The 21,236-nt window shown below is 63.7% G+C and carries 10 protein-coding genes and 6 pseudogenes; 6 read left to right on the plus strand and 10 right to left on the minus strand.

Features of this window, described 5'->3' with window-relative positions:
* Window positions 1-58 precede the first annotated feature (58 nt).
* Window positions 59-7,522, minus strand: coding sequence for a XopAD/skwp family type III secretion system effector (xopAD, locus tag QFZ94_RS01920; protein ID WP_429455413.1), 7,464 nt, complete (start codon window positions 7,520-7,522; stop codon window positions 59-61).
* Window positions 7,523-7,862: 340 nt separating this feature from the next.
* Between xopAD and QFZ94_RS01925 the strand changes: the two are divergent.
* A pseudogene (locus QFZ94_RS01925) lies at window positions 7,863-7,994 on the plus strand (transposase); the annotation flags it as partial.
* A gap of 227 nt (window positions 7,995-8,221) precedes the next feature.
* Here QFZ94_RS01925 and QFZ94_RS01930 read toward each other — a convergent pair.
* The 4 genes and pseudogenes from QFZ94_RS01930 to QFZ94_RS01945 form a co-directional block, all read right to left on the minus strand.
* A pseudogene (locus QFZ94_RS01930) lies at window positions 8,222-9,791 on the minus strand (Tn3 family transposase); the annotation flags it as partial.
* Between the two features lie 121 nt (window positions 9,792-9,912).
* Window positions 9,913-10,776, minus strand: a complete 864-nt coding sequence (locus QFZ94_RS01935; RefSeq protein WP_429455414.1) for a hypothetical protein — start codon at window positions 10,774-10,776, stop codon at window positions 9,913-9,915.
* A complete protein-coding gene (locus QFZ94_RS01940) occupies window positions 10,710-11,408 on the minus strand; it encodes a hypothetical protein (protein ID WP_429455415.1) in 699 nt (232 codons plus the stop codon). The genes QFZ94_RS01935 and QFZ94_RS01940 overlap by 67 nt, the downstream gene beginning before the upstream one ends.
* 85 nt (window positions 11,409-11,493) lie before the next feature.
* Window positions 11,494-11,574: pseudogene (locus tag QFZ94_RS01945) on the minus strand (IS6 family transposase); the annotation flags it as partial.
* A 42-nt stretch (window positions 11,575-11,616) separates the two neighbouring features.
* Between QFZ94_RS01945 and QFZ94_RS01950 the strand changes: the two are divergent.
* Window positions 11,617-11,811: pseudogene (locus tag QFZ94_RS01950) on the plus strand (IS6 family transposase); the annotation flags it as partial.
* Between the two features lie 237 nt (window positions 11,812-12,048).
* Here QFZ94_RS01950 and QFZ94_RS01955 read toward each other — a convergent pair.
* Window positions 12,049-12,516: a CesT family type III secretion system chaperone gene (locus tag QFZ94_RS01955; RefSeq protein ID WP_429455114.1), complete on the minus strand. Its 468-nt coding sequence runs from the start codon at window positions 12,514-12,516 to the stop codon at window positions 12,049-12,051.
* A 269-nt stretch (window positions 12,517-12,785) separates the two neighbouring features.
* Between QFZ94_RS01955 and QFZ94_RS01960 the strand changes: the two genes are divergently transcribed.
* A complete protein-coding gene (locus QFZ94_RS01960) occupies window positions 12,786-13,973 on the plus strand; it encodes a hypothetical protein (RefSeq protein ID WP_429455416.1) in 1,188 nt (395 codons plus the stop codon).
* Between the two features lie 32 nt (window positions 13,974-14,005).
* Here the strand turns inward: QFZ94_RS01960 and QFZ94_RS01965 are convergent, their stop codons facing one another.
* Both QFZ94_RS01965 and QFZ94_RS01970 read right to left on the minus strand, forming a co-directional pair.
* Entirely contained in the window at window positions 14,006-15,271 is a 1,266-nt protein-coding gene (locus tag QFZ94_RS01965) for an IS256 family transposase (protein ID WP_429455097.1), read from the minus strand.
* 564 nt (window positions 15,272-15,835) lie between these two features.
* Window positions 15,836-16,741 (minus strand): annotated as a pseudogene (locus tag QFZ94_RS01970) (DUF4158 domain-containing protein); the annotation flags it as partial.
* Between the two features lie 362 nt (window positions 16,742-17,103).
* Here QFZ94_RS01970 and QFZ94_RS01975 point away from each other — a divergent pair.
* On the plus strand, window positions 17,104-17,400 hold the full coding sequence (locus QFZ94_RS01975) for a hypothetical protein (RefSeq protein WP_429455389.1): 297 nt from the start codon (window positions 17,104-17,106) through the stop codon (window positions 17,398-17,400).
* Between the two features lie 328 nt (window positions 17,401-17,728).
* Here the strand turns inward: QFZ94_RS01975 and QFZ94_RS01980 are convergent, their stop codons facing one another.
* Window positions 17,729-18,031, minus strand: coding sequence for an SWIM zinc finger family protein (locus tag QFZ94_RS01980; RefSeq protein ID WP_429455417.1), 303 nt, complete (start codon window positions 18,029-18,031; stop codon window positions 17,729-17,731).
* A gap of 199 nt (window positions 18,032-18,230) precedes the next feature.
* A complete protein-coding gene (locus QFZ94_RS01985; RefSeq protein ID WP_429455418.1) occupies window positions 18,231-19,268 on the minus strand; it encodes a DNA-binding protein in 1,038 nt (345 codons plus the stop codon).
* 142 nt (window positions 19,269-19,410) lie between these two features.
* On the opposite strand from QFZ94_RS01985, the gene QFZ94_RS01990 reads away from it, so the two are divergent.
* Window positions 19,411-20,631: a tyrosine-type recombinase/integrase gene (locus tag QFZ94_RS01990; RefSeq protein ID WP_429455419.1), complete on the plus strand. Its 1,221-nt coding sequence runs from the start codon at window positions 19,411-19,413 to the stop codon at window positions 20,629-20,631.
* Window positions 20,632-20,696: 65 nt separating this feature from the next.
* Window positions 20,697-21,197, plus strand: a pseudogene (locus QFZ94_RS01995) (DUF4158 domain-containing protein); the annotation flags it as partial.
* Window positions 21,198-21,236 lie beyond the last annotated feature (39 nt).

The raw sequence follows: 21,236 nt of genomic DNA on the forward strand, positions 1-21,236 counted from the left end.
TCTCGTCCCGACACCCTTACTGCAACAGAACCCTCTAACGTGACAAAGCCCAGATCGCTTATGATCGTGGTGGGCGCGGCCACAATGGCTGAAAGTGACCCGGCATGTGCGTGTGGAGGATATGCACAAGCGGGCCTTGCTGACCAACAACCGGATGCACTGTGACCCGCCCGCGCTGCTCGAGCTCAATGGTCTGGATGCGGATGTCAAGGCTGTGCGCGAGTCTCGCCCCAGCCGTGTACATGTCGATGAAGTCACGCGCATCGGCCAGGCCCTGCTCATCCAGCACGCTTCGCAATGCCTGCGCTGCCGCCTCGAGTTCCCTCGTCTGCTCCGTTTCCACCCCGGGCCGTCGCCTGATGTTGCGCACGAACTGAAGAACTGTGTCGAGCAGGCAATTGTTTCCCAGTCCGCTGGCCACCCCCATCTCCGCGTCCGCTTCCGCCAGAAACGCGCCAAGACTGCGATAGTGGCTAGCAGAATCGAACTCCTTCAGGGATCGGCGGACGGACGCCTGGGCGGGCGAGGCACCCGCCAGGGGGCGGGCAGGCGGCTGGACACGTGTGGTGCGCGCAGGGGGGCGGGGGGGCCAGCTGCTGCGAACCGCATGGCCGGAATCCTGGGCCCGCGGCGCTACCGCAGGCGCGCTTCGCGTGGCGTGGTGCGGCCCGGACGGCTGCGGCGGGGTGTTCAGGCCGCGATTGCGTGCCTGATCCGGGGCTGCGCCGCGGTATGGCGGGTTCATCGGGCCAGCGGGCCCTTCACCGGCAGTGGCGGGTTCCGCATAGTGATCGAAGGACCCGATCGTCCCGATGTCCTGCGGGCGCGCCACGCGCGCTGCCGCCTCGCGCAGTTCCTTCTCCAGCTTCTCGCGCGACTCCGCATCAGGCGAGAGCTGGCGCAGCTTTTCGTAGGTCCGGTGACTCTTCTGCTTGACCCGCAGGCTCTCAGGGGTGTGGAACTGGATTTCCCAGTCGGCGTCTTCGCCCTGGACGCGGGTGCGCACGTTCACATTCAGGCCCGCATAGCCGGTGCCCTCACGGGTAAAGCCGTTGTTCACGCGCATGACCGTCATGCCGGCCTGCTCCAGACGGGCGAGAATGCCCTGGGCGCCTCTGGCAAAGCCCTCCGGGTCGAGCAGTACCTCGTAGCGCAGCCCGTCGCGTACCCGCCCGGCGGCCTCCTGCGGTGTTTGCAGACCCTGCTCGCGCTGTATCCGGGCCAGCTTCTCTTTAATGCTTTTCTCCTTCTTGAAGATGAAGCTGCGCCAGTCGTCACCGTCCCGGTCCTTGCGCAACTTCGCGCCGTGGTCCTCCAGCGCCTGCCGCAGCACAGGCCAGACCGTACCCTCCAGACGTTCAGCCTGGCTTCTGATCTGACGGGCCAGCCCCGCAAGCGGGGACGGCATGCCCCGTGCAACTGGCGCCTGGGGCTGGGGCCGCGGCGGAACCGTCAATACCGGATCCGGATCCGGATCCCAGTCCACGATATCCTCCACCCCCGGCGGGACGGCTGATGCCTGGAAGGCCTCGCGCGCCGGCCCGAGCAGCTTCCAGATCTCGTCCCGGTGAGCGCCACCGAATCCACATCGTTGCGCCTGCTTGTACAGGTGGTGGTAGTGCTCCTTGCACCTGAACGTGTGCTCCGTATGAAACTGGATTTCCCATGGGAAGCCCTCCGGATCCTCCAGCGTGACGCTCACCGCCCGGAAAGGGCTGCGTTCCCGGCTGAAGTGATTGTGACACCGCATCAGGGCATGCGCCTTCCCTTCGAGCTGCAGAAGGATCCGGCGATAGTCCGCCATAAACGTATCCGGGGACAGCACCACACTGTAGCGCAGCGCATCGTTGACCCGCGCGCTGGCCTGGGCCAGATCCAGCGGCGGCATGCCGCCAATCAGCTCGGCCAGCTTGTCCTGCAGTGATCCTGGCGATTTCAGCTTTTTCTGTTCGCCCGCCAGATGCGGCCGCCCCCCTTCACGCCCCGGCACCCCGCCATGGCCCAGGATGTCCTTCAGCAGCGGCGTGATCTGCGGCTCGGCCTGGCGGGCGCGCTCATGCAATGCCTGCGCCTGCCGCTGCAGCGCCTGCGGGGAAACCTCTTGCGCCCGTTCGGCCGGCGTAGCCGGTACGCTGAGCAGCTTTGCCTGCTGCAGCGCGTGGACCGCGTCCTGCATGACCCCCGCTGCCATCGTGGGCATGTGCGGCAGCACCGTCTGCGCCCACTGTGGATCGAAACGCCCATCGCGTATTTCTGCCGCCGTCTGCTTGCTGTACGGGACCCGCCGCAGACGCTCCGGGTAGAGGCTTTCCACCCGTTCGCAGCACTCGATGACACCCGTAAACAGATCGGTGCCCGTGTCCGACTTCAGCGCGTCCGTGCCCACCTTGATCGCTATCGTAAAAAGATTGCGCATGGACAGCTCCGGCTCGCCCGGCACCAGCCCCGGCTGCCCGCCGGGGAACGCCGTACGCGAGAGCCGGCACACCGGATAGTTGTCCAGCACCGCGTGCACACGCCCGGCCGTGTCGTGCGCCTGCCCGTAGGCGCTCGCCAGTGCCGGGAACCACTGCGCCAGCGCCGGCGCAAGCGGCGGTGCCTGAACGCTGTCGCCGCCCAGCTGCATGCCCAGCTCGTACAGCAGTTTCGCCGCCTCGTGCGCTTCCGGCTCATGGGCCCGCTCCATCGCCTCACCTGCCTGCGCCTGCAACCACTCCAGCGCTGGTGCATCCCCGTCCCCCCGCAACCGCTTGCGCAGCCCGTTGCGCAGCTCGCGCTCCACCCCGTCGTAGGTGCCGAACATCATGCGTCGCGCCATGGCCTCGCGCTGCTCGTCCGGTTGCGCAAGAAAGCGCATCGCCAGCGTGGCGGCTTTCCCCAGCAGCGCCCCCCCGCGCTGCTCGGCCAGGATTTCGCGTGCCCGTCCTGCGTGGTAGCGGCCCTGCTCATCGAGAGCCGGATGGGCCGTCTTCGGCGGCTTGAACGAGCGCTCCTCGCCCCGCCGCGCCTGGCGCGCCTCCATGACGCGACGGATGTGGGCCGCCAGCGCCGGATAGCCCGCATAGACGAACGCATCGTCCCCGTCCGTGTCCATGTTCCGCTTGCGCAGCTCCGCAATCGGCAGCGCCCCAAGCCGCCCCGGCAGCAGCACGTCCTTGACCCGCAGGCTGCCCGTGCTGAGCATCTGCCGCGGCAGCGCGTCGCGCTCGCGCCCGCGCCCGCCCGTCCAGCGCGACAGCGTCTTCAGGTCCTCCCGCGAACAGGCCAGGTGCAGCCCCGCATGCTCCTTGGGCCAGTATTCCGGCGGCACAATGATCAGCATGCCCTTGCTGTGCAGCATCTCGGCGCCCTCCGCCGAATCCTCATTGAATCCCGTATAGCTGTACTGGATGGCGAAGCACTGCTCCAGAAACCGGGCCGTCACGTCCCCCTGGCCGGGCGTAACGACCTGCGCGGCCCCAATGGGCAACAGGTTCTCCTTGTCGTAGGGCGGCTTGCCCACCAGCACATCGCCCTGCAATTCCTCGAAGCCCGGCAGGGGAATCGACGGCAGGTACAGCCTGTCGTCAGCCGAGGGCACCGCGCGGATGCGCCGCCCCTGATAACCCCCGCTGACGGCCAGCTGGTACAGCGTCAGGCGGCCCACCTCCGGCGATACCTGCCTGTCCAACCCGTCCAGCCTGCGCTGCATCGCCTCGCGCGCTTCCCCCAGCGCCGCCTCGTCCCGCGGGAAATGCATCAGCGCCTGCGGCGGCATCGCGTTGAACCCGGGCTCCTGGCCCTCCACCAGCTTGCGCTGTGCCTCGCTGCCCCGTTCCTGCCGGACTGCCTGCCATGCCTCGATATGGTCGCGCACCACCGGAATGCGCATCGCCACATCCCATCCCAGAAACCCGCAGCCGTCATTCGGACACAGCGCGATGCGCTCGCCCTGCGGCCCCTGCAGCCTGAACGGGTGCTGCGCCCCGGACACGTCCTCAAACCAGCCCAGCCGCAACGTGCCCTCCACCACATGGTCATGCGGCACCATCTCCATGAGCGCCCGTTGCATGCGCGACCAGTCCTCGCGCTGCGGCGCCAGCTTCTGTGCCAGCTCCATGAAGGCGCTGCCGGGGACGCTGTCGGCATACCGCACCGCCGGCAGCACCGAAGCCGACGCGCTGCGGCCCTCGGCGAGGTCCCGGGCTGACGTCTGCCGCCCCCGTGTCAGGCGGCTGCCGCCGAACATGTCGAAGCGCCAGGGCTCGCCGTTATACTGGAACGTGCGCGCCAGCATGAAGCCGCTTAACGCGCCCGGCAGCCGCACCTCCACCAGGGGCTCGCCCGTCAGACGGGCATAAAAGGAGTAGTCACGCCGCTCCCCGCCGGACGACGCGGCGGGCTCCAGCTCCCGTCCCTGCAGGTCGACCGTCACATGCCGGGTGTCGCCCACACCCGGTCCGGGTCGCTCCACGTTTCCCGCCGCTGTGCGCAGGCTCGCGTGGCACGCTGCCAGATCGAACCGGCGAGGGGGGTAACGCCCCGTGAGGTCCGCCAGATGCGCCTCGCTGGCCAGCCGCAGATCCAGTGCGTCCAGGATCGCCTCATCCGCCTCGATCTGCGCAATCAGGTTCCAGCTCATTTCCTGCTGGTCCGCCTCGATGAGCTCGCGCGTCCTGTCCAGCGTCTGTCGCACCCACTGCTTCAGGGTCTCCCGTCGCGCCTTCACCAGCTCGTGCCCGCCGCCGATGTAGCTCACCTTCCACTGGCGGGCCACCAGACTGTATGCCTTGAGCACCTGATACAGTGACAGGGCCGCACAGCGCGTACCGCACGCTTCGTCGCCATCCTTCAGGCGCAGCCCGGCACGGGCGCCCGCCCCCCCGCGGGCCTGGCGCAGATACGCGTCGATCTTGCGTGCCACGACCGGGTGCAGCGCCTCGAAGGTCTGCAGCGCGCCCACCCGGTGGCGCTTCAGCTGCGCGCTGCGCGCCAGCGGCAGCAGCCCCATGCACAGGTTGCCTACGCTTTCCAGCGGTTCATCGCGCAGGCCCCCGGCACCGCACAGCGCCCGGACACGTTCCAGCGCTGCCGCGCCAAGCGGCCGCAGCGCGGCGTGCATCCGCAGCTGGGCGAACGCCTTGAGCAGCACACCCACGTTGCGGCCATCGGCGCTGTCGAAGCGTTCCGGGCGAAGCGCCAGGTGCGCCGCGACCCCCATCAGTACACCGCGTGCGAGCCGGGCGTCTCCGTCTTCGTCCCCACCCGGCCGCGCCAGCGCGTTGGCAATCTGCGCGAGATGGCCGAAACCGAACGCATTCCACGCGAGCGGAGGCCGGCCCAGGCGTGCGGCCAGCAGCCTGGCCGCCTCCCGCAGACCGGTCTCCTGCGGCCATGTGGACAGCGCATTCAGCGCCATCGCCACCTCCTGTGGGTTCAACGACTGGCACAGCGTCTCCTCGGTGACGACCCGCTGCGCCAGGGCCAGCACCGCGGCCCGCGCTTCAGGCTCGTCCGGCCATGTGGACAGCGCATGCAGCGCCATCGCCACTTCCTGTGGGTTCAACGACTGGCACAGCGTCTCCTCGGTGACGACCCGCTGCGCCAGGGCCAGCACCGCGTCCCGCGCTTCGGCCGCCTCCGGCCACTTTGACAGCCCATTCACCGCCATCGCCACTTCCTGTGGGTTCAACGACTGGCACAGCGTCTCGTCGGTGACGACGCGCTGCGCCAGCACCCGCACCGCGGCCCACGCATCGGGCGCCTCCGGCCACTTTGACAGCGCATTCAGGACCTCGGCCACATGCTGCGCGCTCATCGCCTGGCGCAGCACCTCGTCGGTGGCGACGCGCTGCGCCAGGGCCAGCACCGCATCCCGCGCTTCAGGCTCCTCCGGCCACTTTGACAGCCCATTCACGGCCATCGCCACGGCCTGCGCGTTCATCGACCTGCACAGCGCATCGTCGGTGGCGACCCGCTGCGCCAGGGCCAGCACCGCCTCCCGCGCTTCGGGCGCCTCCGGCCACTTCGACAGCGCATTCAGGGCCTCGGCCACATCCCGCGCGCTCAACGACTGGCGCAGCCCCTCGTCGGTGGCGACCCGCTGCGCCAGCACCCGCACCGCGTCCCACGCGTCGGGCTCCTCCGGCCACTTTGACAGCGCATTCACGACCATCGCCACTTCCTGTGGGTTCAACAACCGGCATAGCGCCTCGTCGGTGGCGACCCGTTGCGCCAGCACCCGCACCGCGTCCCGTGCTTCGGGCTCCTCCGGCCACTTTGACAGCCCATTCAGGAGCTGGGCCACGTCCTGTGCGTTCATCGCCCTGCACAGCGCCTCGTCGGTGGCGACCCGTTGCGCCAAGGCCAGCACCGCATCCCGCGCTTCGGGCGCCTCCGGCCACTTTGACAGCCCATTCACCGCCATCGCCACTTCCTGTGCGTTCATCGACCGGCGCAGCCGCGCGTCGTTTGCGACCCGCCTGGCCAGGGGCTGCGCACCGTCGCGCGCGGCTGCCTCCTGCGGCCACTTCGAGAGGGCATTAAGCAGGGTTGAGATGCCCTGCCCGTTCAGCCTGTCGATCTGGCGGTCCGCTCGAAGATGCCCGACAAGACGCACCACCGCTTCGCAGCACATCCCGTGTTGCGCCGCCTTGGACAGCGCATTGCCCAGAAGGGCCGCCTCCTTGGCTCGGAGCCCGTTCGCCGCGTCCGGCCTCAGCACGTGCGCTGCGATACGTTCCAGCGCCAGCCGGCAGATTTCACTGTCAGCATGCTTGCTCAGCTTGTTGGCAAGATGGGCGTAATGTGCAGCCGGCAGGTCCTCGCACCAGTCGGTGTCCACGACATAGTGCGCCGCCAGTTCGACAGCCGCACGGACTTTTCCGGAGCCTGCAAACCCGTTCGGCAGTTTCTGCAGATACCGATCCAGGAAGTACACGTTGTCGTCGGCGTGCTCCGGGCGCAGAAAGACCAGCGCGCGCCCGTGGCCATTACGCTGCGCCAGCACGTTCTCCGCCGCCATCCGAACGCCATCAATCCGCCCGCCGCTGGAAAGCAGCCGTTGCTGCTCGTGCCGTTGCTCAACGAGCTGCCGGCTGAAGTCGCGTTCCCGATATTTCAGGTGTATCGCCAGACACGGGCTGCTGCGCTGTGATTCATACGGATCGATGCGTGGTCTTGTACGCTCCCTGTCATCCAGCGCATCCCCCGGATCGCGCGCCGTTCGCTTGCGCGATGGACCTGCTGCCTGAGCCCGGGACTCCTGCGCACCGCTTCCCGTCAGGACCGGCCGATGCTGATAACCTGACCGGTGGTGCGTGCCCTGAGGCCATGACGACGGGCTAGGCTGGCTCTGGCCGCGGGCCATCTTGCGCTCGTTGTCCTCTTCGGACCTCTCGCGCCGGTGCAAGTCGCGCAAGGGATACCCGGCGTTCGCTTCCCCGCCATGCGGCCGGGAGGAGAATGCCCGCTGCCGCTGGGCACCCGGATAAGGCTGCATCCTGCGCGCCTGACGACGTACGGCCAGCGGCGCCAACAGCATGTCAGGCGCTACACCGGCGCCTCGATCCGCAGATTCCGGCCGCGACGCCAGGGAGCGCCCGGGCGCCGATTCCTCAACCCTTTCATTGCCACCGCCATCACCTGGACTTACTGACCTGTCGATTTTCATTGCGGCATATCCAGGGCTTTGCAGAGCGTTGTCATCAAGTTGGGAGCAGTCGTCAATGGCATTGTCTCGATGGCTTTGTCACGTTAGAGAGGAGAGAAGGCAATGCTGGCAGGGGCGATCAGTTGCTCAAAAAGCGACAGACGGATTTTGGTGAGGGCGGCCGAAAAAAGTGGATGCCAACGTTTCGTAAAATAGAGGAACGGAGGCATAGATGAATCGGATCCCGAAAGCGGTCTACACAAAAGAATTTCGCGAAGAGGCAGTCAAGCTCGCGCTGACGCAGGGCGTTGGCGTATCGGAAGCGGCACGCCGGCTGTCGATCCCGATGGCTTTGTCCGGATGGGGGTATTGCAAAGATGCTACGGGTTGTGTAAAAGCGCAACATCATGAAGCCAGCTTGAATAATGCCATATAAAGCCAGACTAAAGACGGGTGAAGCGCGCAAGCGCAAGAAGCCGGGGTACCGGGTGACGAACGCGCGGGCATATAACCAGAGCCTGAGAAAGCGCGGCATGATCAGCCTGTATGTGAGGGTCGCCCGGGATTCGTTAATATTTCGCCAAAAGTGCCTTAAGCGGCTGATCTGAAAGCGAAATCTATCGTTGGGTCGAGCGGGAGGATTTTCTTCATCAGGTCCAGCAGGTAGTCGCCGAACCGGTTGATGTGATCCAACCGGTATGGCGGAGCGCCTTGAGCACGTCGGCGTCGACCGGATGCCCTTTTGCCTGCAACTCCTTGAGCACGCGCGACATCCACTGGACGTTGTAGAGGATCACCATGTTCGCGACGAGCTGGTTGTACTTGATGACCTTGCGCTGCTCGTGGCGGAGGTTTTCAGCGATGACGCCCTCGCCGCCAAACATCAGCCACTGCGCGAAGCCGTTGAACTGTTCGCTCTTGTTGGTCGCCGCGTGAATCGTGCGACGCAATTCGGGATCGTTGATGTATTTGAGCAGAAACAGCGTACGGATCACACGGCCGAGCTCACGAAACGCAAAGTACAGCTTGTTCTTGAGGCTCTCCGACCCCAGGCGTCGCAGGATCGTCGACGGCGTCATTTTACCCGCCTTGATCGAGACGGCCACGCGTAGCATGTCGGGAACATGCCGCTCGATCAAGGCCCAGTCGACGGTCGCGCGAAACAGGGAGTCGATGTTTTTGTAGCTTCGGTTCCGGTCGGCCTTGAAGAACTTCAGGCCCTTGACGTTGCGGATGCGCGGCATCAGCTTGATTCCAAGCAGGTACGCGAGCCCGAACACCGGTGCGCTTTGCGCCTGCGTGTCGCCATGAACGGTGTCGGGCTGCACATCGGACGTATTCCTGATCAACCCGTCGAGAATATAGACAGCCTCGTGTACACCGCACGGAATGAAGTGGCTGAACAGCGCGATGTACATGTCCGACACGTGATAGTAGCCGATCCCGCCGTATCCTTCGTACCGGATATGGCATTCGGACAGCAGGTTCTGCTCGTAAAGATTCCACTTCGTGCCGTCGGCCGACACCTGTTTGCCGGAGCCCCAGAATTTCGGCAGCGCAAACTGGTTGTACGCATTGATGACCCTGACGATCGCCTTGTCGAGCCGCTCTTCGGTGACGTATCGCAGGTTCAGCCACGCGACCTGCTTGCGGCTCAGATTCTTGACACAGCGTGCGGTCTGGCTGGGCCCGAGATTGCAGCCGTAGCAGAACAGCGTCGTAATGAAGCGCTTGCGCGGGTCGTCGATCTTGGTCTCGAAGCCCGACAGCGGGCCGAACAGTGTATGCAGATCGAGCCGCTGCTCGGTTTCGGTGAGGATGTCGAGAATACTGATGGGGCGCATCGCGGCCGTGATGGCCTGATCGATAAGTTTCTTGTTCGGCGGTTCGGGTTCCGTCTCGAGCTTGTGAAGGATGAGGCCCTGCTCGGTGATCTCGACGTAGTCGTTCGCCGGAAAACCCGCGTCGACTTCGTCGGCCAGCGTGCTGAGTTGGTCGCGCAGGCCGTTGACGAAGGCGCGCGCGTCGACCGGGCTGGCAGCCCGACGAGTTCGCCATAGCGAGGCAGTTCCTCGTGGAATTCGTCCCACGACACCTGATGCTCGCGAGGGTCGTCATACTGATCACTCTGCTCAACGTAGACATCGCCCGAGTTGAGTTCGCGGGCGTGGTTCAAAAAGCGCGATTTTTGCGTTACACAGACGAGCGGAAGCAGCCTGCGTAAGAAAGCAGGAATAGTAAGGAATGCGGTTCAAATGGAGGCCGGCGACGACCTGCCGATATCAGGTTCGCTGAGGCTGGAGTGGGCCGAATCCGAGCAGCGTCAGCCAGTGATCGTGAGGCTTGCGGCTCATCAGTTCCCTCGGGCTCTTTCCAGTTCGCTCAGGGCATCGGCTGCGGGCAAAGCGGCGATGGTTGAAGACAAAGTGCAGCAGACCAAGCCAGGCCCGCCCGCCCTTCAGATGACGCCGGTTGGTCAGGTAGACGCGCAGTCGCGAGTTGAGATTTTCGACCAGCGAGCTGCTGCGTGGTGTGCTATGCAGCGCCCCGGATACGGCGGCGTAGACGCCGTGAAACGGGCGGCCGATGCGGGCTAGCAGGCGATTCCACCCTTGCCAGAACGCACTCGACGTTTCGGACTTGCGATGCAGCATGCAGACCTCGCGCACGAGATGGCGCGCCACGTTGTGCGTTCGTGCAATGGCGTCGAGTTTTGTGTCGAGCAGGCCCGCGAAAGCGAGCAGGCCGTCGCGCTGGTTCTGAAGGGCACGCCGGTATGCCCCTGTACGTGACAGGTCCCGTGCTTCACGTTGCTGCAGTTCGGCAACCACGAAATCGAACAGCCGTTGACGCGTCGCGAGGTCCGGCCCAGCCAGTGACAGGATGTCACGTTCGAGCCACTGAACCAGGGTGCGCAGGTCGGCAGCCAGCTCGTGCGCATGGGCTTCATTGCGCCGAAGCGTTTCCAGCGCGGCTTCGAGGAGGCTATCCTCACCACGTCGACGGGGATTGGCCAGACGCGCTTCGAGCTGCTCGCGCCCGGTGCGAGCGCCACTGGCGACACGATGCCAGAGCGTCGCTAGTGATTTACCGTGCTGGATGATGTGGAATACGTCGCCGTGACACGGCGTATCGGGCCCGGCCATTTTTTGCCCGGCACGCAGACCGGTTCCCGCATCGGTGATCGTGTGCTCAGGATCGCGAGGCCCTGTGCCTGCAGGTCCAGCAGATGGATGGCCCAGGTGTCGCCGTCGCGATGGGCTTCGGGGGCGAGCAGATAGCAATAGGTCGAGGCGACATCGATACCGGCGAGCACGGGTTGGGAACCCTGAAAGAGTTCGTCGTGCAGACCGACCCGGATGGGTGAGAGATCGATACCGGCGTTGATGGCGATGGCCTGCTTTGCGGCCCGCTGAAGAACGGTGTGAATCGTGCCCAGGCTGGTCGAGACGCCGAGCAGGTCGTGCATGAGTTCAAGGGTACTGCGAAACGAAACGTGGCCCACCATCGTGAGCGCCACGATGACCTGATCGAGCCATTGGCGGGTGACCGGCAGCATGAAAAGCACCTGATCTGCGTCGGCTGCCCGCGTGGTATCAAAGGCTTCATCCAGCGCTACACTGGCCGTGCCGATCTGTCGGTAGACCGTCGGGCGGCTCACGCCGTTACGCTCAGCCAGCACACTGATGGGTTCGGTGCGCGTGAGGGCCTGAAGTGCAATCGCTTTGCGTTTGTCGTCGCTCAGTCTGCCGACGCCAGATCGGGTGTTTTGAGTCATGGATGCCGCAGAGGAAAAATGGGGGCACCATTATCGCCTGGCACTCAAGGTGCCTCCCAATGTGTAACGCAGCTTTGAACCTCGCCCGGAAATACCACCGAACCGCGAGACTAATGATTGCCGCCGGGAACCGGTGCCCGTGATAAAGCGATTTTCTTTTGTTCATCGTGACATCTTACGTGACTACCTCGCCAACGTGACAGTGCCCGAACGGCGTATGCGGGGCTTCCGCCTGCCCGAGCGCACTCAAGCTTTCCTGTCGAACTTCGGCCCGATCCGACAGCACTTTGCCCTCAAGCGACATCGGCTACGGGCTTCACGCTATCGCCAACAACTCGCCTTGCGATTTGCTGCGTGGCATCGCTTCACCGAATTCACCCAAAATCCGTCTATCGCTTTTTGAGCAACTGATCGCCCCTGCCAGCATTGCCTTCTCTCCTCTCTAACGTGACAAAGCAAGAATGATCACCTCACGGTCAAAATGACGGCCGGCGAATAGCCCGTCCAGACTCTTCAGCTTTTTCATCGCGCCTTCTCAAATCGGTCAGGGCGACACTCTAACCGATCCTTGAGCGCTATTTGCACCACAAGGGCCGTGACAACGCCTATTTGATTCATCTTTTTTTCTGAGGAGGCTCCACTATGCGCGCAGCCACGAGAACTCTCCCGCGACGATCCCTTCGAACATCTCTTCCGTCGATTCGATGATGCTCTTGCGCCAATAGCGGCCATGCTCGGCATAGTGCGAGAGCAGATCAGCGAGTGCGGCGCCGTCGACGTCGTCGCTCATGGGCACGCGCAGCACGAGCACGATACTTCCAGTGTCCGTATCGAGTCCGAGTTGTGCTTGGTCCTGGGCGTAGATCAGGAGGTTGGCCTCAAGCATCAGCCGGAATACGACGAGCGTGCGGCCGGACGTCACCGTGCCGTAATGAAAATTCACGTACAGCGCGTCCAGATCGTTCTCGAAGTGTTCGAGCCGGACGTCAAAGCCTTCGACCTCGATCGAGCGAGTGCGCAGCACATTGTCGGCATCCGCAAGGCCGACCGTCGCGCACAGGTCACGCACCAATGCTGAGTAGCGCTCCGAACTATCGTTGACGTGCAACTAGTGTCCCGAGTTAGAAATTCGTAGACACGATCGCTCGACGTTAACGAGGATGTCGTCGGCAGATTTGGTCCAGTTACTGACATGTGCGCCAAATAGTGCGTGATGCGTTATACGAGTATGAAGACGAAAAATGATGCTCGAAAGTTGGACGGAGCCACGCAAGCACACATGAGAAAAATGGGCGAGGTTCAAAGCTGCGTTACACATTGGGAGGCACCTTGAGTGCCAGGCGATAATGGTGCCCCCATTTTTCCTCTGCGGCATCCATGACTCAAAACACCCGATCTGGCGTCGGCAGACTGAGCGACGACAAACGCAAAGCGATTGCACTTCAGGCCCTCACGCGCACCGAACCCATCAGTGTGCTGGCTGAGCGTAACGGCGTGAGCCGCCCGACGGTCTACCGACAGATCGGCACGGCCAGTGTAGCGCTGGATGAAGCCTTTGATACCACGCGGGCAGCCGACGCAGATCAGGTGCTTTTCATGCTGCCGGTCACCCGCCAATGGCTCGATCAGGTCATCGTGGCGCTCACGATGGTGGGCCACGTTTCGTTTCGCAGTACCCTTGAACTCATGCACGACCTGCTCGGCGTCTCGACCAGCCTGGGCACGATTCACACCGTTCTTCAGCGGGCCGCAAAGCAGGCCATCGCCATCAACGCCGGTATCGATCTCTCACCCATCCGGGTCGGTCTGCACGACGAACTCTTTCAGGGTTCCCAACCCGTGCTCGCCGGTATCGATGTCGCCTCGACCTATTGCTATCTGCTCGCCCCCGAAGCCCATCGCGACGGCGACACCTGGGCCATCCATCTGCTGGACCTGCAGGCACAGGGCCTCGATCCTGAGCACACGATCGCCGATGCGGGAACCGGTCTGCGTGCCGGGCAAAAAATGGCCTGGCCCGATACGCCGTGTCACGGCGACGTATTCCACATCATCCAGCAGGGTAAATCACTAGCGACGCTCTGGCATCGTGTCGCCAGTGGCGCTCGCACCGGGCGCGAGCAGCTCGAAGCGCGTCTGGCCAATCCCCGTCGACGTGGTGAGGATAGCCTCCTCGAAGCCGCGCTGGAAACGCTTCGGCGCAATGAAGCCCATGCGCACGAGCTGGCTGCCGACCTGCGCACCCTGGTTCAGTGGCTCGAACGTGACATCCTGTCACTGGCTGGGCCGGACCTCGCGACGCGTCAACGGCTGTTCGATTTCGTGGTTGCCGAACTGCAGCAACGTGAAGCACGGGACCTGTCACGTACAGGGGCATACCGGCGTGCCCTTCAGAACCAGCGCGACGGCCTGCTCGCTTTCGCGGGCCTGCTCGACACAAAACTCGACGCCATTGCACGAACGCACAACGTGGCGCGCCATCTCGTGCGCGAGGTCTGCATGCTGCATCGCAAGTCCGAAACGTCGAGTGCGTTCTGGCAAGGGTGGAATCGCCTGCTGAGTTAAAGTCAAATCTGGTGTATGCGGTCTCGGCGTAATCAGGCGGCTAGCGATTGCTGAGCCGGTGTGCTGTCGGTCACCGGTTCTCCATCCTTGAACGTCATCCCGTCAAGCATCGAAGTGAGCTTTTCCGGGGCGCGGATGCGCCGCCACGATTCTTCGGCCGACTCGATCAGCTTGAACGCCAGCCCGAGGAACGTCGCGCGCGATACACAGTTGCGCGTGCGTTTCGTGCGATGGCGCACCGTCGCAAAGGTCGATTCAATCGGGTTCGTGGTGCGCAGATGCTGCCAGTGTTCAGCCGGGAAATCGTAAAACGCGAGCAGCTCGTCACGATCTTCCGTCAGCTTTTCGGCGACCTTCGGGTACTTTGCCGAGTACGCGTCGACGAAGTGATTGAATGCGGCCAGTGCATCAGCGCGCGTGGCCGCCATCCAGATGTCCTGCATCGCCTTCTTGCCTCGAGCCTGCTGCGATTTCGGCAGCGCATTGAGCACGTTACCCATCTTGTGAAACCAGCAGCGCTGATGCTTCGTCTGCGGGAACACTTCCTCCATCGCGGCCCAGAATCCCATCGCGCCATCGCCGCAGGCCAGCAGTGGCCCCGACGGCAGGCCGCGCTTCTTCAGATCGAGCAGCAGTTCGCTCCACGATGCCTTCGATTCCCGGTAGCCGTCACCGATGGCCACACGTTCCTTCGTCCCGTCCGGTTTGACGCCAACGATCACCAGCAGGCACTGGCCGTCGGAATCGTCGCTGCGCACACCGGTGTGAATGCCGTCGGCCCACCAGTAGACCCAGCGCGCCGACGACAGCTCACGCCGATTCCACTGCTCATGCTCATCGGCCCATTGGGCCTTCAGCCGGCTCACGACGTTCGGCGACATGCCGCTGACCTGGCCGCCCAGCATGATGCCCATGGCTTCGCTCATGTCGCCCGTCGAGATGCCTCGCAGGTACAGCCACGGCAGCGCTGCCGACACGCGCGCGGACTTGCGCACGTACGGCGGCACGATCGTCGAATTGAACCGGATGCCCGAGCCCGAACGATCCCGCACCTTCGGCACCTGAACCGTCACCGGACCGATCGCTGTGACGACCTCGCGCTCGGGCAGGTAGCCGTTGCGCACCACGGCACGCCGGCCGTCGATCGACTTCACGTTGCTGTACTGTTCGAGCATGGTCGCCAGTTCCACCTCGACTGCCTGCTGAATGATCTGCCGCGCGCCTTGCTGGATCAGCTCATCTAGCACGCTTTTCGTTTGCGCTTTACTGCTGTTCGCTTCTTGCGTAATCTTCTTCATGGTGGTCGGGTCCGGCCTTCTCGGGTTCGCTGGTTGTGCCTTTGACAAGCAACATTCTCGCTAGACCGCCACCGCCTTCTCAAATTCCCGCCGCTCCCGCTGTACACCAGATTCGACAATAGCTCTCGCCTGCTAGCCCGCATCGGCCGCCCGTTTCACGGCGTCTACGCCGCCGTATCCGGGGCGCTGCATAGCACACCACGCAGCAGCTCGCTGGTCGAAAATCTCAACTCGCGACTGCGCGTCTACCTGACCAACCGGCGTCATCTGAAGGGCGGGCGGGCCTGGCTTGGTCTGCTGCAGTTTGTCTTCAACCATCGCCGCTTTGCCCGCAGCCGATGCCCTGAGCGAACTGGAAAGAGCCCGAGGGAACTGATGAGCCGCAAGCCTCACGATCACTGGCTGACGCTGCTCGGATTCGGCCCACTCCAGCCTCAGCGAACCTGATATCGGCAGGTCGTCGCCGGCCTCCATTTGAACCGCACTCCTTATTATTCCTGCTTTCTTACGCAGGCTGCTTCCGCTCGTCTGTGTAACGCAAAAATCGCGCTTTTTGAACCACGCCATCGCGCCCATACGGCGGATGAACATCTCGGCGAGATCGTCGCGGGCGCGCACGCGCATCTGATGCAACAATGCGACGATGAGGGTATATCGCCGTTCTGGCAGGGTTTCCTTCAGATTCGCCGCATCCAGACTCATCGCCTGCGTCGACAGGGAACGCAGTTTTGTCGCGGGAACCCCTTCCAGTGCATGGGCGAAGTCGCCAAAACCATCGAGCCAGGTAAGATGGTCGACGAGCAGGGAGATATGCTTGCGCGATGGTCGCAGCGCGTATCGCTTCATGGTGTTGTACGCGCTCTGACGCTGGTTGAATTCGCGCTTGATCAGCCTGTCCAGCTGGGCTTTGTCCTCCTCGGAAAGGCGGCGCGAGACGCGTCGGAACAGCGTCGTTTGAGCTCGTGCGTGGACCTGTTCTACAATGGCATCGAGAGTCGAGAACGCTGGCAGTTCGACCTGCTGCTGGATCAGGCTGTCGATGGTTGCGTTGATGATGTCCACCGGCTGATCCATCGTCTCAGCGGCTTCGTGCGCGGCACGCACCGCAATTTCGTTGGCGTCGGTGCCGTAGTAGGACTGGACGCCGAGAAATTCCCGGATTGCCGCATAGTGCCGAAACAAGGCGGGCGATCTTGCCCTGTTGTAGTCGAATGCCGTCCCCGCAGCGATGTTCGCGCTTGTCCGGATGTGCTCGATGACAACGGCGGGAATGGCATCAACGAAGGGAAAGTAGTGCATCTGCTGAAAGACCTTCAGCAGAACGAGCATACCCAGTCTCGAAGACTGGCCACGCGCGCTGCGGCGTGCCCATTCCAGCTCTTCAACGTCCGGTGTATAGAACGCCTGCAGCTCCGCTGACGAAAAACCCTTGGGAAAGCGCGGATACGCGGTACGTTCGACGGTTGCCATGCCGGATTCCAGATCTCGAATGGGGCGGCCAGTGTAGCGCAAGAAGTCTGGCAAAACGGTTGCGCCTGCGCCAATCCGCGCAACCATCTGACCGCCATAATTTGCAAATGCAGAACGCAGCGAAGGGAGCAGAAAAATGGGCAAAACCAGCCAGCCCAAAAAATCCTCGCGTGCCCGCAAGCTGGGAGCGCGTGATCTGGAGATGATACGACAGGGAGCGGCTCAGTCGGGTATGCCTGACGCGATCGTTCTCGATCGTAACGATTTACCGCCGGAGCAGAAAATCTCATGGCCCCTGGCCCGGATGGGAGGTATCCGGCAACCCGACTCTTGAGGAATGTCAAAGCGCGCTGACGGGGATTGTGGCGGCATGGAACACCAGCCTCCTGCCCGAGGGCGAGCGCGGCCAGGCGCTGCGTGAACAGATCACCTTCCACAAAAGCGTGCCTCTTGCAAAACAACGTGAGGTTATGCAGGGCATCGAACGCCTGATTGGCGAAAAGCTGACCCGGTTTCCTCATGACCGCCGCCGCATCGTCTCGTGGGAGGTAAGGCTCGAGGGCGACATGCTCCGGGTCATCGCGGCGTCAGATGATGGTCCCCGGCATGACACATTGGACGATGTCATGCGGAGCTTGCTGCGAACGATGACCGGGTAAGCGTGCGCGCATTCAGACCAGTCGGTGACGGACGCGACCATCCCGCGCTAGCTGGGAAGCTCCGTTGGGTTACGGCGTGCCAGAAGCGGGCAGCCCAACAATCTGCGCGATTGCCGGGGACATCGAACTGAGGGCCGTGCGGAACTCAACCTGCCTCACGTATCAGCCTCGACCACGGTCCATTTACTTGCAATCGCCGGCACTGGACGTCAAGTGGACGCAGCGGTTTGGGCGTATTCGCGGCCCGAGTTCTTTATGTGCGAATTTGCATAAAGAATCGTTATTTCATAACCATGAGGCTTATGATAGCAATTCGGCCGAATCGTGGTCAGAGGCCTGGCTGGGGCTTCGGCATTCTTTCGAGGCCTGCGATCAGCAGCGCCGCGGCGTGCTTGCAGTCGTATCCAACCGGGCAGGAGCATTCACTTTCGGCCCACAGGCCATCCGCTGTGTCGTAAAACTGTACATCCACCGTATAGGGGCGACGCGCGGTCCCCTGCACCTCGCCGCTGAGTACGTTGTCCTGCCAGCGCAGCTTCGACACCGCGTGGACGTAATCACGCGCCCGGGCGACGGTGCGGGAATCCAGCCAGTGCGCGATCTGCGCCTGGTCATAAAAAACTGACGACATCAGTGACCCATCCATGCATGTTCAACCCGCCATGACGGCAACGTGTGGGCAGGCAGAGATGAGTAAGACGTTGACTTCCTGTCCCTGTCATGACCTCCCGGCATCCGTTGTCCGCGACGGCTGCCTATTTTACGCGCCAACGTTTGCGGGAAGGTGGCCTTTGGGATCTGCCCAGGCACACCGGTTACAGCCGGTGCTGTTATCCCCCTTTCGGTTTCGGCACCGTCCGGGCCGACGGCGTTCTTTTCAGCGCGTCTAGCAATCGGCGCGTGACCTGAACCTCGGCATCAGCGCGCTCAGCCCGTTGCAGCGCGTCCTGCAGCAGCGATCGCGTGCTGTTCAGTTCATCCATGGTGGCGAGGTGCTGTTGCGTTGCGCTTTCATCCCGCTGCTGTAAAAGCCGGAGCTCGGTACGCAAGGAGGCAAGCGCGTCGGCATGCTGGAGCGCTGTGTCCTTCAGTTCAGCGCGTGCACCGCCCAATTGAACGCGCAGCTCTTCAGCGGTCTTTTCGCTTTTCTGGCGAGCGGTGCGTTCCTGGTCAATTTCTCGCAGAGCGCGCTTCTCATGACTGACGGCCCGCTCCTCGGCGGTGGTGACACGGTCGCGTGCGCGCTCCAGTTCAGCGGTGAATTCGGCCTTGACCTGCGCGAACTGAGGGGCGGCTTCGTCAACTTGCCGGCGGATTTCCTGCAGGCGGGCCTCGGTTGCCGCATGCGCCTCGCGTTCGGTGGCTAGCGCATCGCGCATGCTGGCGAGTTGCGCGCGCGTCGCTTCGAGTTCAGCCTGTGTCGCCGCCGTCGCCTGCCGGGCGAGCTCGAGTTCTGCGACGACCTGATCGCGTACTGCTTCGGCTTCGTGGGCCTGATGACGCGCCTCGGCGCGCAGTGTGGCCAACTGGCCGGTCGCCGCTTCCGATGCCGCCTGCCAGATGCTGAGCACGGCGTCGGCTGCGACCTGCTTCATGGCGTCGGGCAGGTCCGGATGGTGGATCTTCACACGGGTCTTGTCGCGCAGATCCTGCCAGAACCGGTTCAGCACGTCGGCGGGCGTCGTCATGCTGCCCTTGCGCACCAGGCTGTAGAGCTTGTTCGCCGTGGGCGTGATGCAATAGCGGAAGAACAGCAGCGCGCAGACTTCGCGGTAGAGCTCGCGCGTGTCTGCAAAGCGTGTGCGCAACGCTGCGATATCGGCCTGCAGGCGCTGGTCATCCAGCGCGGAGTCGGGGTGTGTCGTCATGGCAGGGTGTGTTCTGGATTCCGATTCAAAAAATATTACTACGTAATACGTAAAATATATTGATTACAAACGCATAGTTTAGACATAAGTCTGCTTCTGTCTAAACTATACTGCGGACTTCCGCCGCAAAACGCGTCACACCATGAACCGCCCCGTCAGCCCTCTCGCCCCCCTCGTGCCGGATGCCCCGGCGCCGCCGCTTGAACGCCTGCGCATCCCGCCGGAGCTGTCCGGCGTTGCCGGCACCAATCGCGCTCACAACTCAATCGCGCAAATCAGTGCCGAGGACGATCTGGCCGCGAGCGCCGCGTGGCTGGCCCGCTACGCCGATGTGCCCGGCACACTGGCGACCTACCGCAAGGAGGCCGAACGCCTGCTGCTATGGGCCGTCATGCAGCGCGGCAAACCCCTGTCATCGCTAACGCACGAGGACCTGCTCGTCTATCAGCATTTCCTCGCCGATCCGCAACCGGCGTGGCGCTGGATCATGACTTCGCGCAAGAAGCCCGGCCGCAAGTCTGCCGACTGGAGGCCCTTCGCGGGACCGCTGTCGCCCACGAGCGTGCGCCATGCGATGACAATTCTCAACGCGATGTTCGCGTGGCTGGTCGACGCCGGCTATCTCGCCGGCAATCCCCTGTCGCTCGCGCGACGCCGCGGCGTCAAAGCCAGCCCCCGTGTCACGCGTTATCTGACGCACGAGTTGTGGGATGTGGTGAGGATCACTATCGAGAACCTGCCGGTGGGCACCGAACGCGAGCGGTTGCACGCGGCACGCTGTCGCTGGCTCTTCACGACCCTGTATCTCGGCGGCCTGCGTGCTGCGGAGATCGCCAGCACCCCGATGGGCGCGGCATTCTGCCGGCGCGACGCCGCCGGCGTCGAACGGTGGTGGATCGAGGTGTGCGGCAAGGGCAGCAAGACCCGCCTGGTGCCGGCTTCGGATGAACTGATTGCCGAACTGGCACGCTACCGGCGTGCACACGGACTGCCGCCGTCGCCGCAGCCAGGTGAAACGCGTCCGCTGCTGTTGCCGCTGATCGGTCATGACAAGCCCCTGTCGCGCGGCGCCATCCACCTGATCGTCAAGCAGGTATTCCGGCTGGCTGCCGGGCGGCTGCGGGCCCGTGGACCCGAGTGGCACGCCCGCGCGGATGTGCTGGCCGCCGCCTCGGCGCACTGGGTGAGACACACCGCCGGCTCCCACATGACCGACCAGCAGGTCGACCTGCGCTTCGTGCGCGACAACCTTGGGCACACGTCGCTCGCCACCACCAGCGTCTATCTGCACGCGGAAGACGATGCGCGCCATCAGGCCACCCAGACGCGTCACCGGCTGGGCTGGGGCAAGCCCGCCGGATAGCGGGGTTTCGCCCAGGGAATGCGTGAGATGGCAGACTCCCGCATTCCGCCCCAATTTATGCGCGCATGAATCACGTCCATGAAACCGCCTATCCGGCGCTGCCTGCCGAAATCAGTGAAGGCGAACTCCGTGCCGCCTTCACGCCCAGCGCCACCGAAATCCGTTTCGTGTACGGCCAGTTCCGGCAGGCACCGATACGCGTGCTGATCCTCGCGCAGCTCAAGCTGTTGCAGCGGCTTGGCTATCTGCCACCCGTATCGGACATTCCGGCCGCCATCCTTCACCACGTCTGCGCGGTACTCGGGGTGCGCCCAGTCCCGCGCGCCACGCTCGTGCGCTATGACCGCTCGGGCAGCAAGTCAGGTCATCAGAAAGTCCTTCGTGAGTTCGTCAACATCCGTCCCGCCAGTGCGCAGACATACAGCTGGCTGGATACCGTGGCGGACGACGCCGCCCGCACCAAAACTGAACTGCCCGATATCGTCAACGTCCTCATCGAGGAACTGGTCCGGCATCGATATGAACTGTCGCCGCTTGCGACGCTCTCGCGGGCGAGGTTCAAAGCTGCGTTACACATTGGGAGGCACCTTGAGTGCCAGGCGATA

The organism is Paraburkholderia sp. JPY465 (assembly GCF_050436725.1).
Classification (GTDB): Bacteria; Pseudomonadota; Gammaproteobacteria; order Burkholderiales; family Burkholderiaceae; genus Paraburkholderia; species Paraburkholderia youngii.

What these genes read in the sequence shown, in the direction of transcription:
- xopAD (WP_429455413.1), bottom strand. Translation starts at nt 7,522, where the DNA reads ATGCTGTTGGCGCCGCTGGCCGTACGTCGTCAGGCGCGCAGGATGCAG.
- QFZ94_RS01935 (WP_429455414.1), bottom strand. Translation starts at nt 10,776, where the DNA reads ATGGCCGGGCCCGATACGCCGTGTCACGGCGACGTATTCCACATCATC.
- QFZ94_RS01940 (WP_429455415.1), bottom strand. Translation starts at nt 11,408, where the DNA reads ATGACTCAAAACACCCGATCTGGCGTCGGCAGACTGAGCGACGACAAA.
- QFZ94_RS01960 (WP_429455416.1), top strand. Translation starts at nt 12,786, where the DNA reads ATGACTCAAAACACCCGATCTGGCGTCGGCAGACTGAGCGACGACAAA.
- QFZ94_RS01965 (WP_429455097.1), bottom strand. Translation starts at nt 15,271, where the DNA reads ATGAAGAAGATTACGCAAGAAGCGAACAGCAGTAAAGCGCAAACGAAA.
- QFZ94_RS01980 (WP_429455417.1), bottom strand. Translation starts at nt 18,031, where the DNA reads ATGTCGTCAGTTTTTTATGACCAGGCGCAGATCGCGCACTGGCTGGAT.
- QFZ94_RS01985 (WP_429455418.1), bottom strand. Translation starts at nt 19,268, where the DNA reads ATGACGACACACCCCGACTCCGCGCTGGATGACCAGCGCCTGCAGGCC.
- QFZ94_RS01990 (WP_429455419.1), top strand. Translation starts at nt 19,411, where the DNA reads ATGAACCGCCCCGTCAGCCCTCTCGCCCCCCTCGTGCCGGATGCCCCG.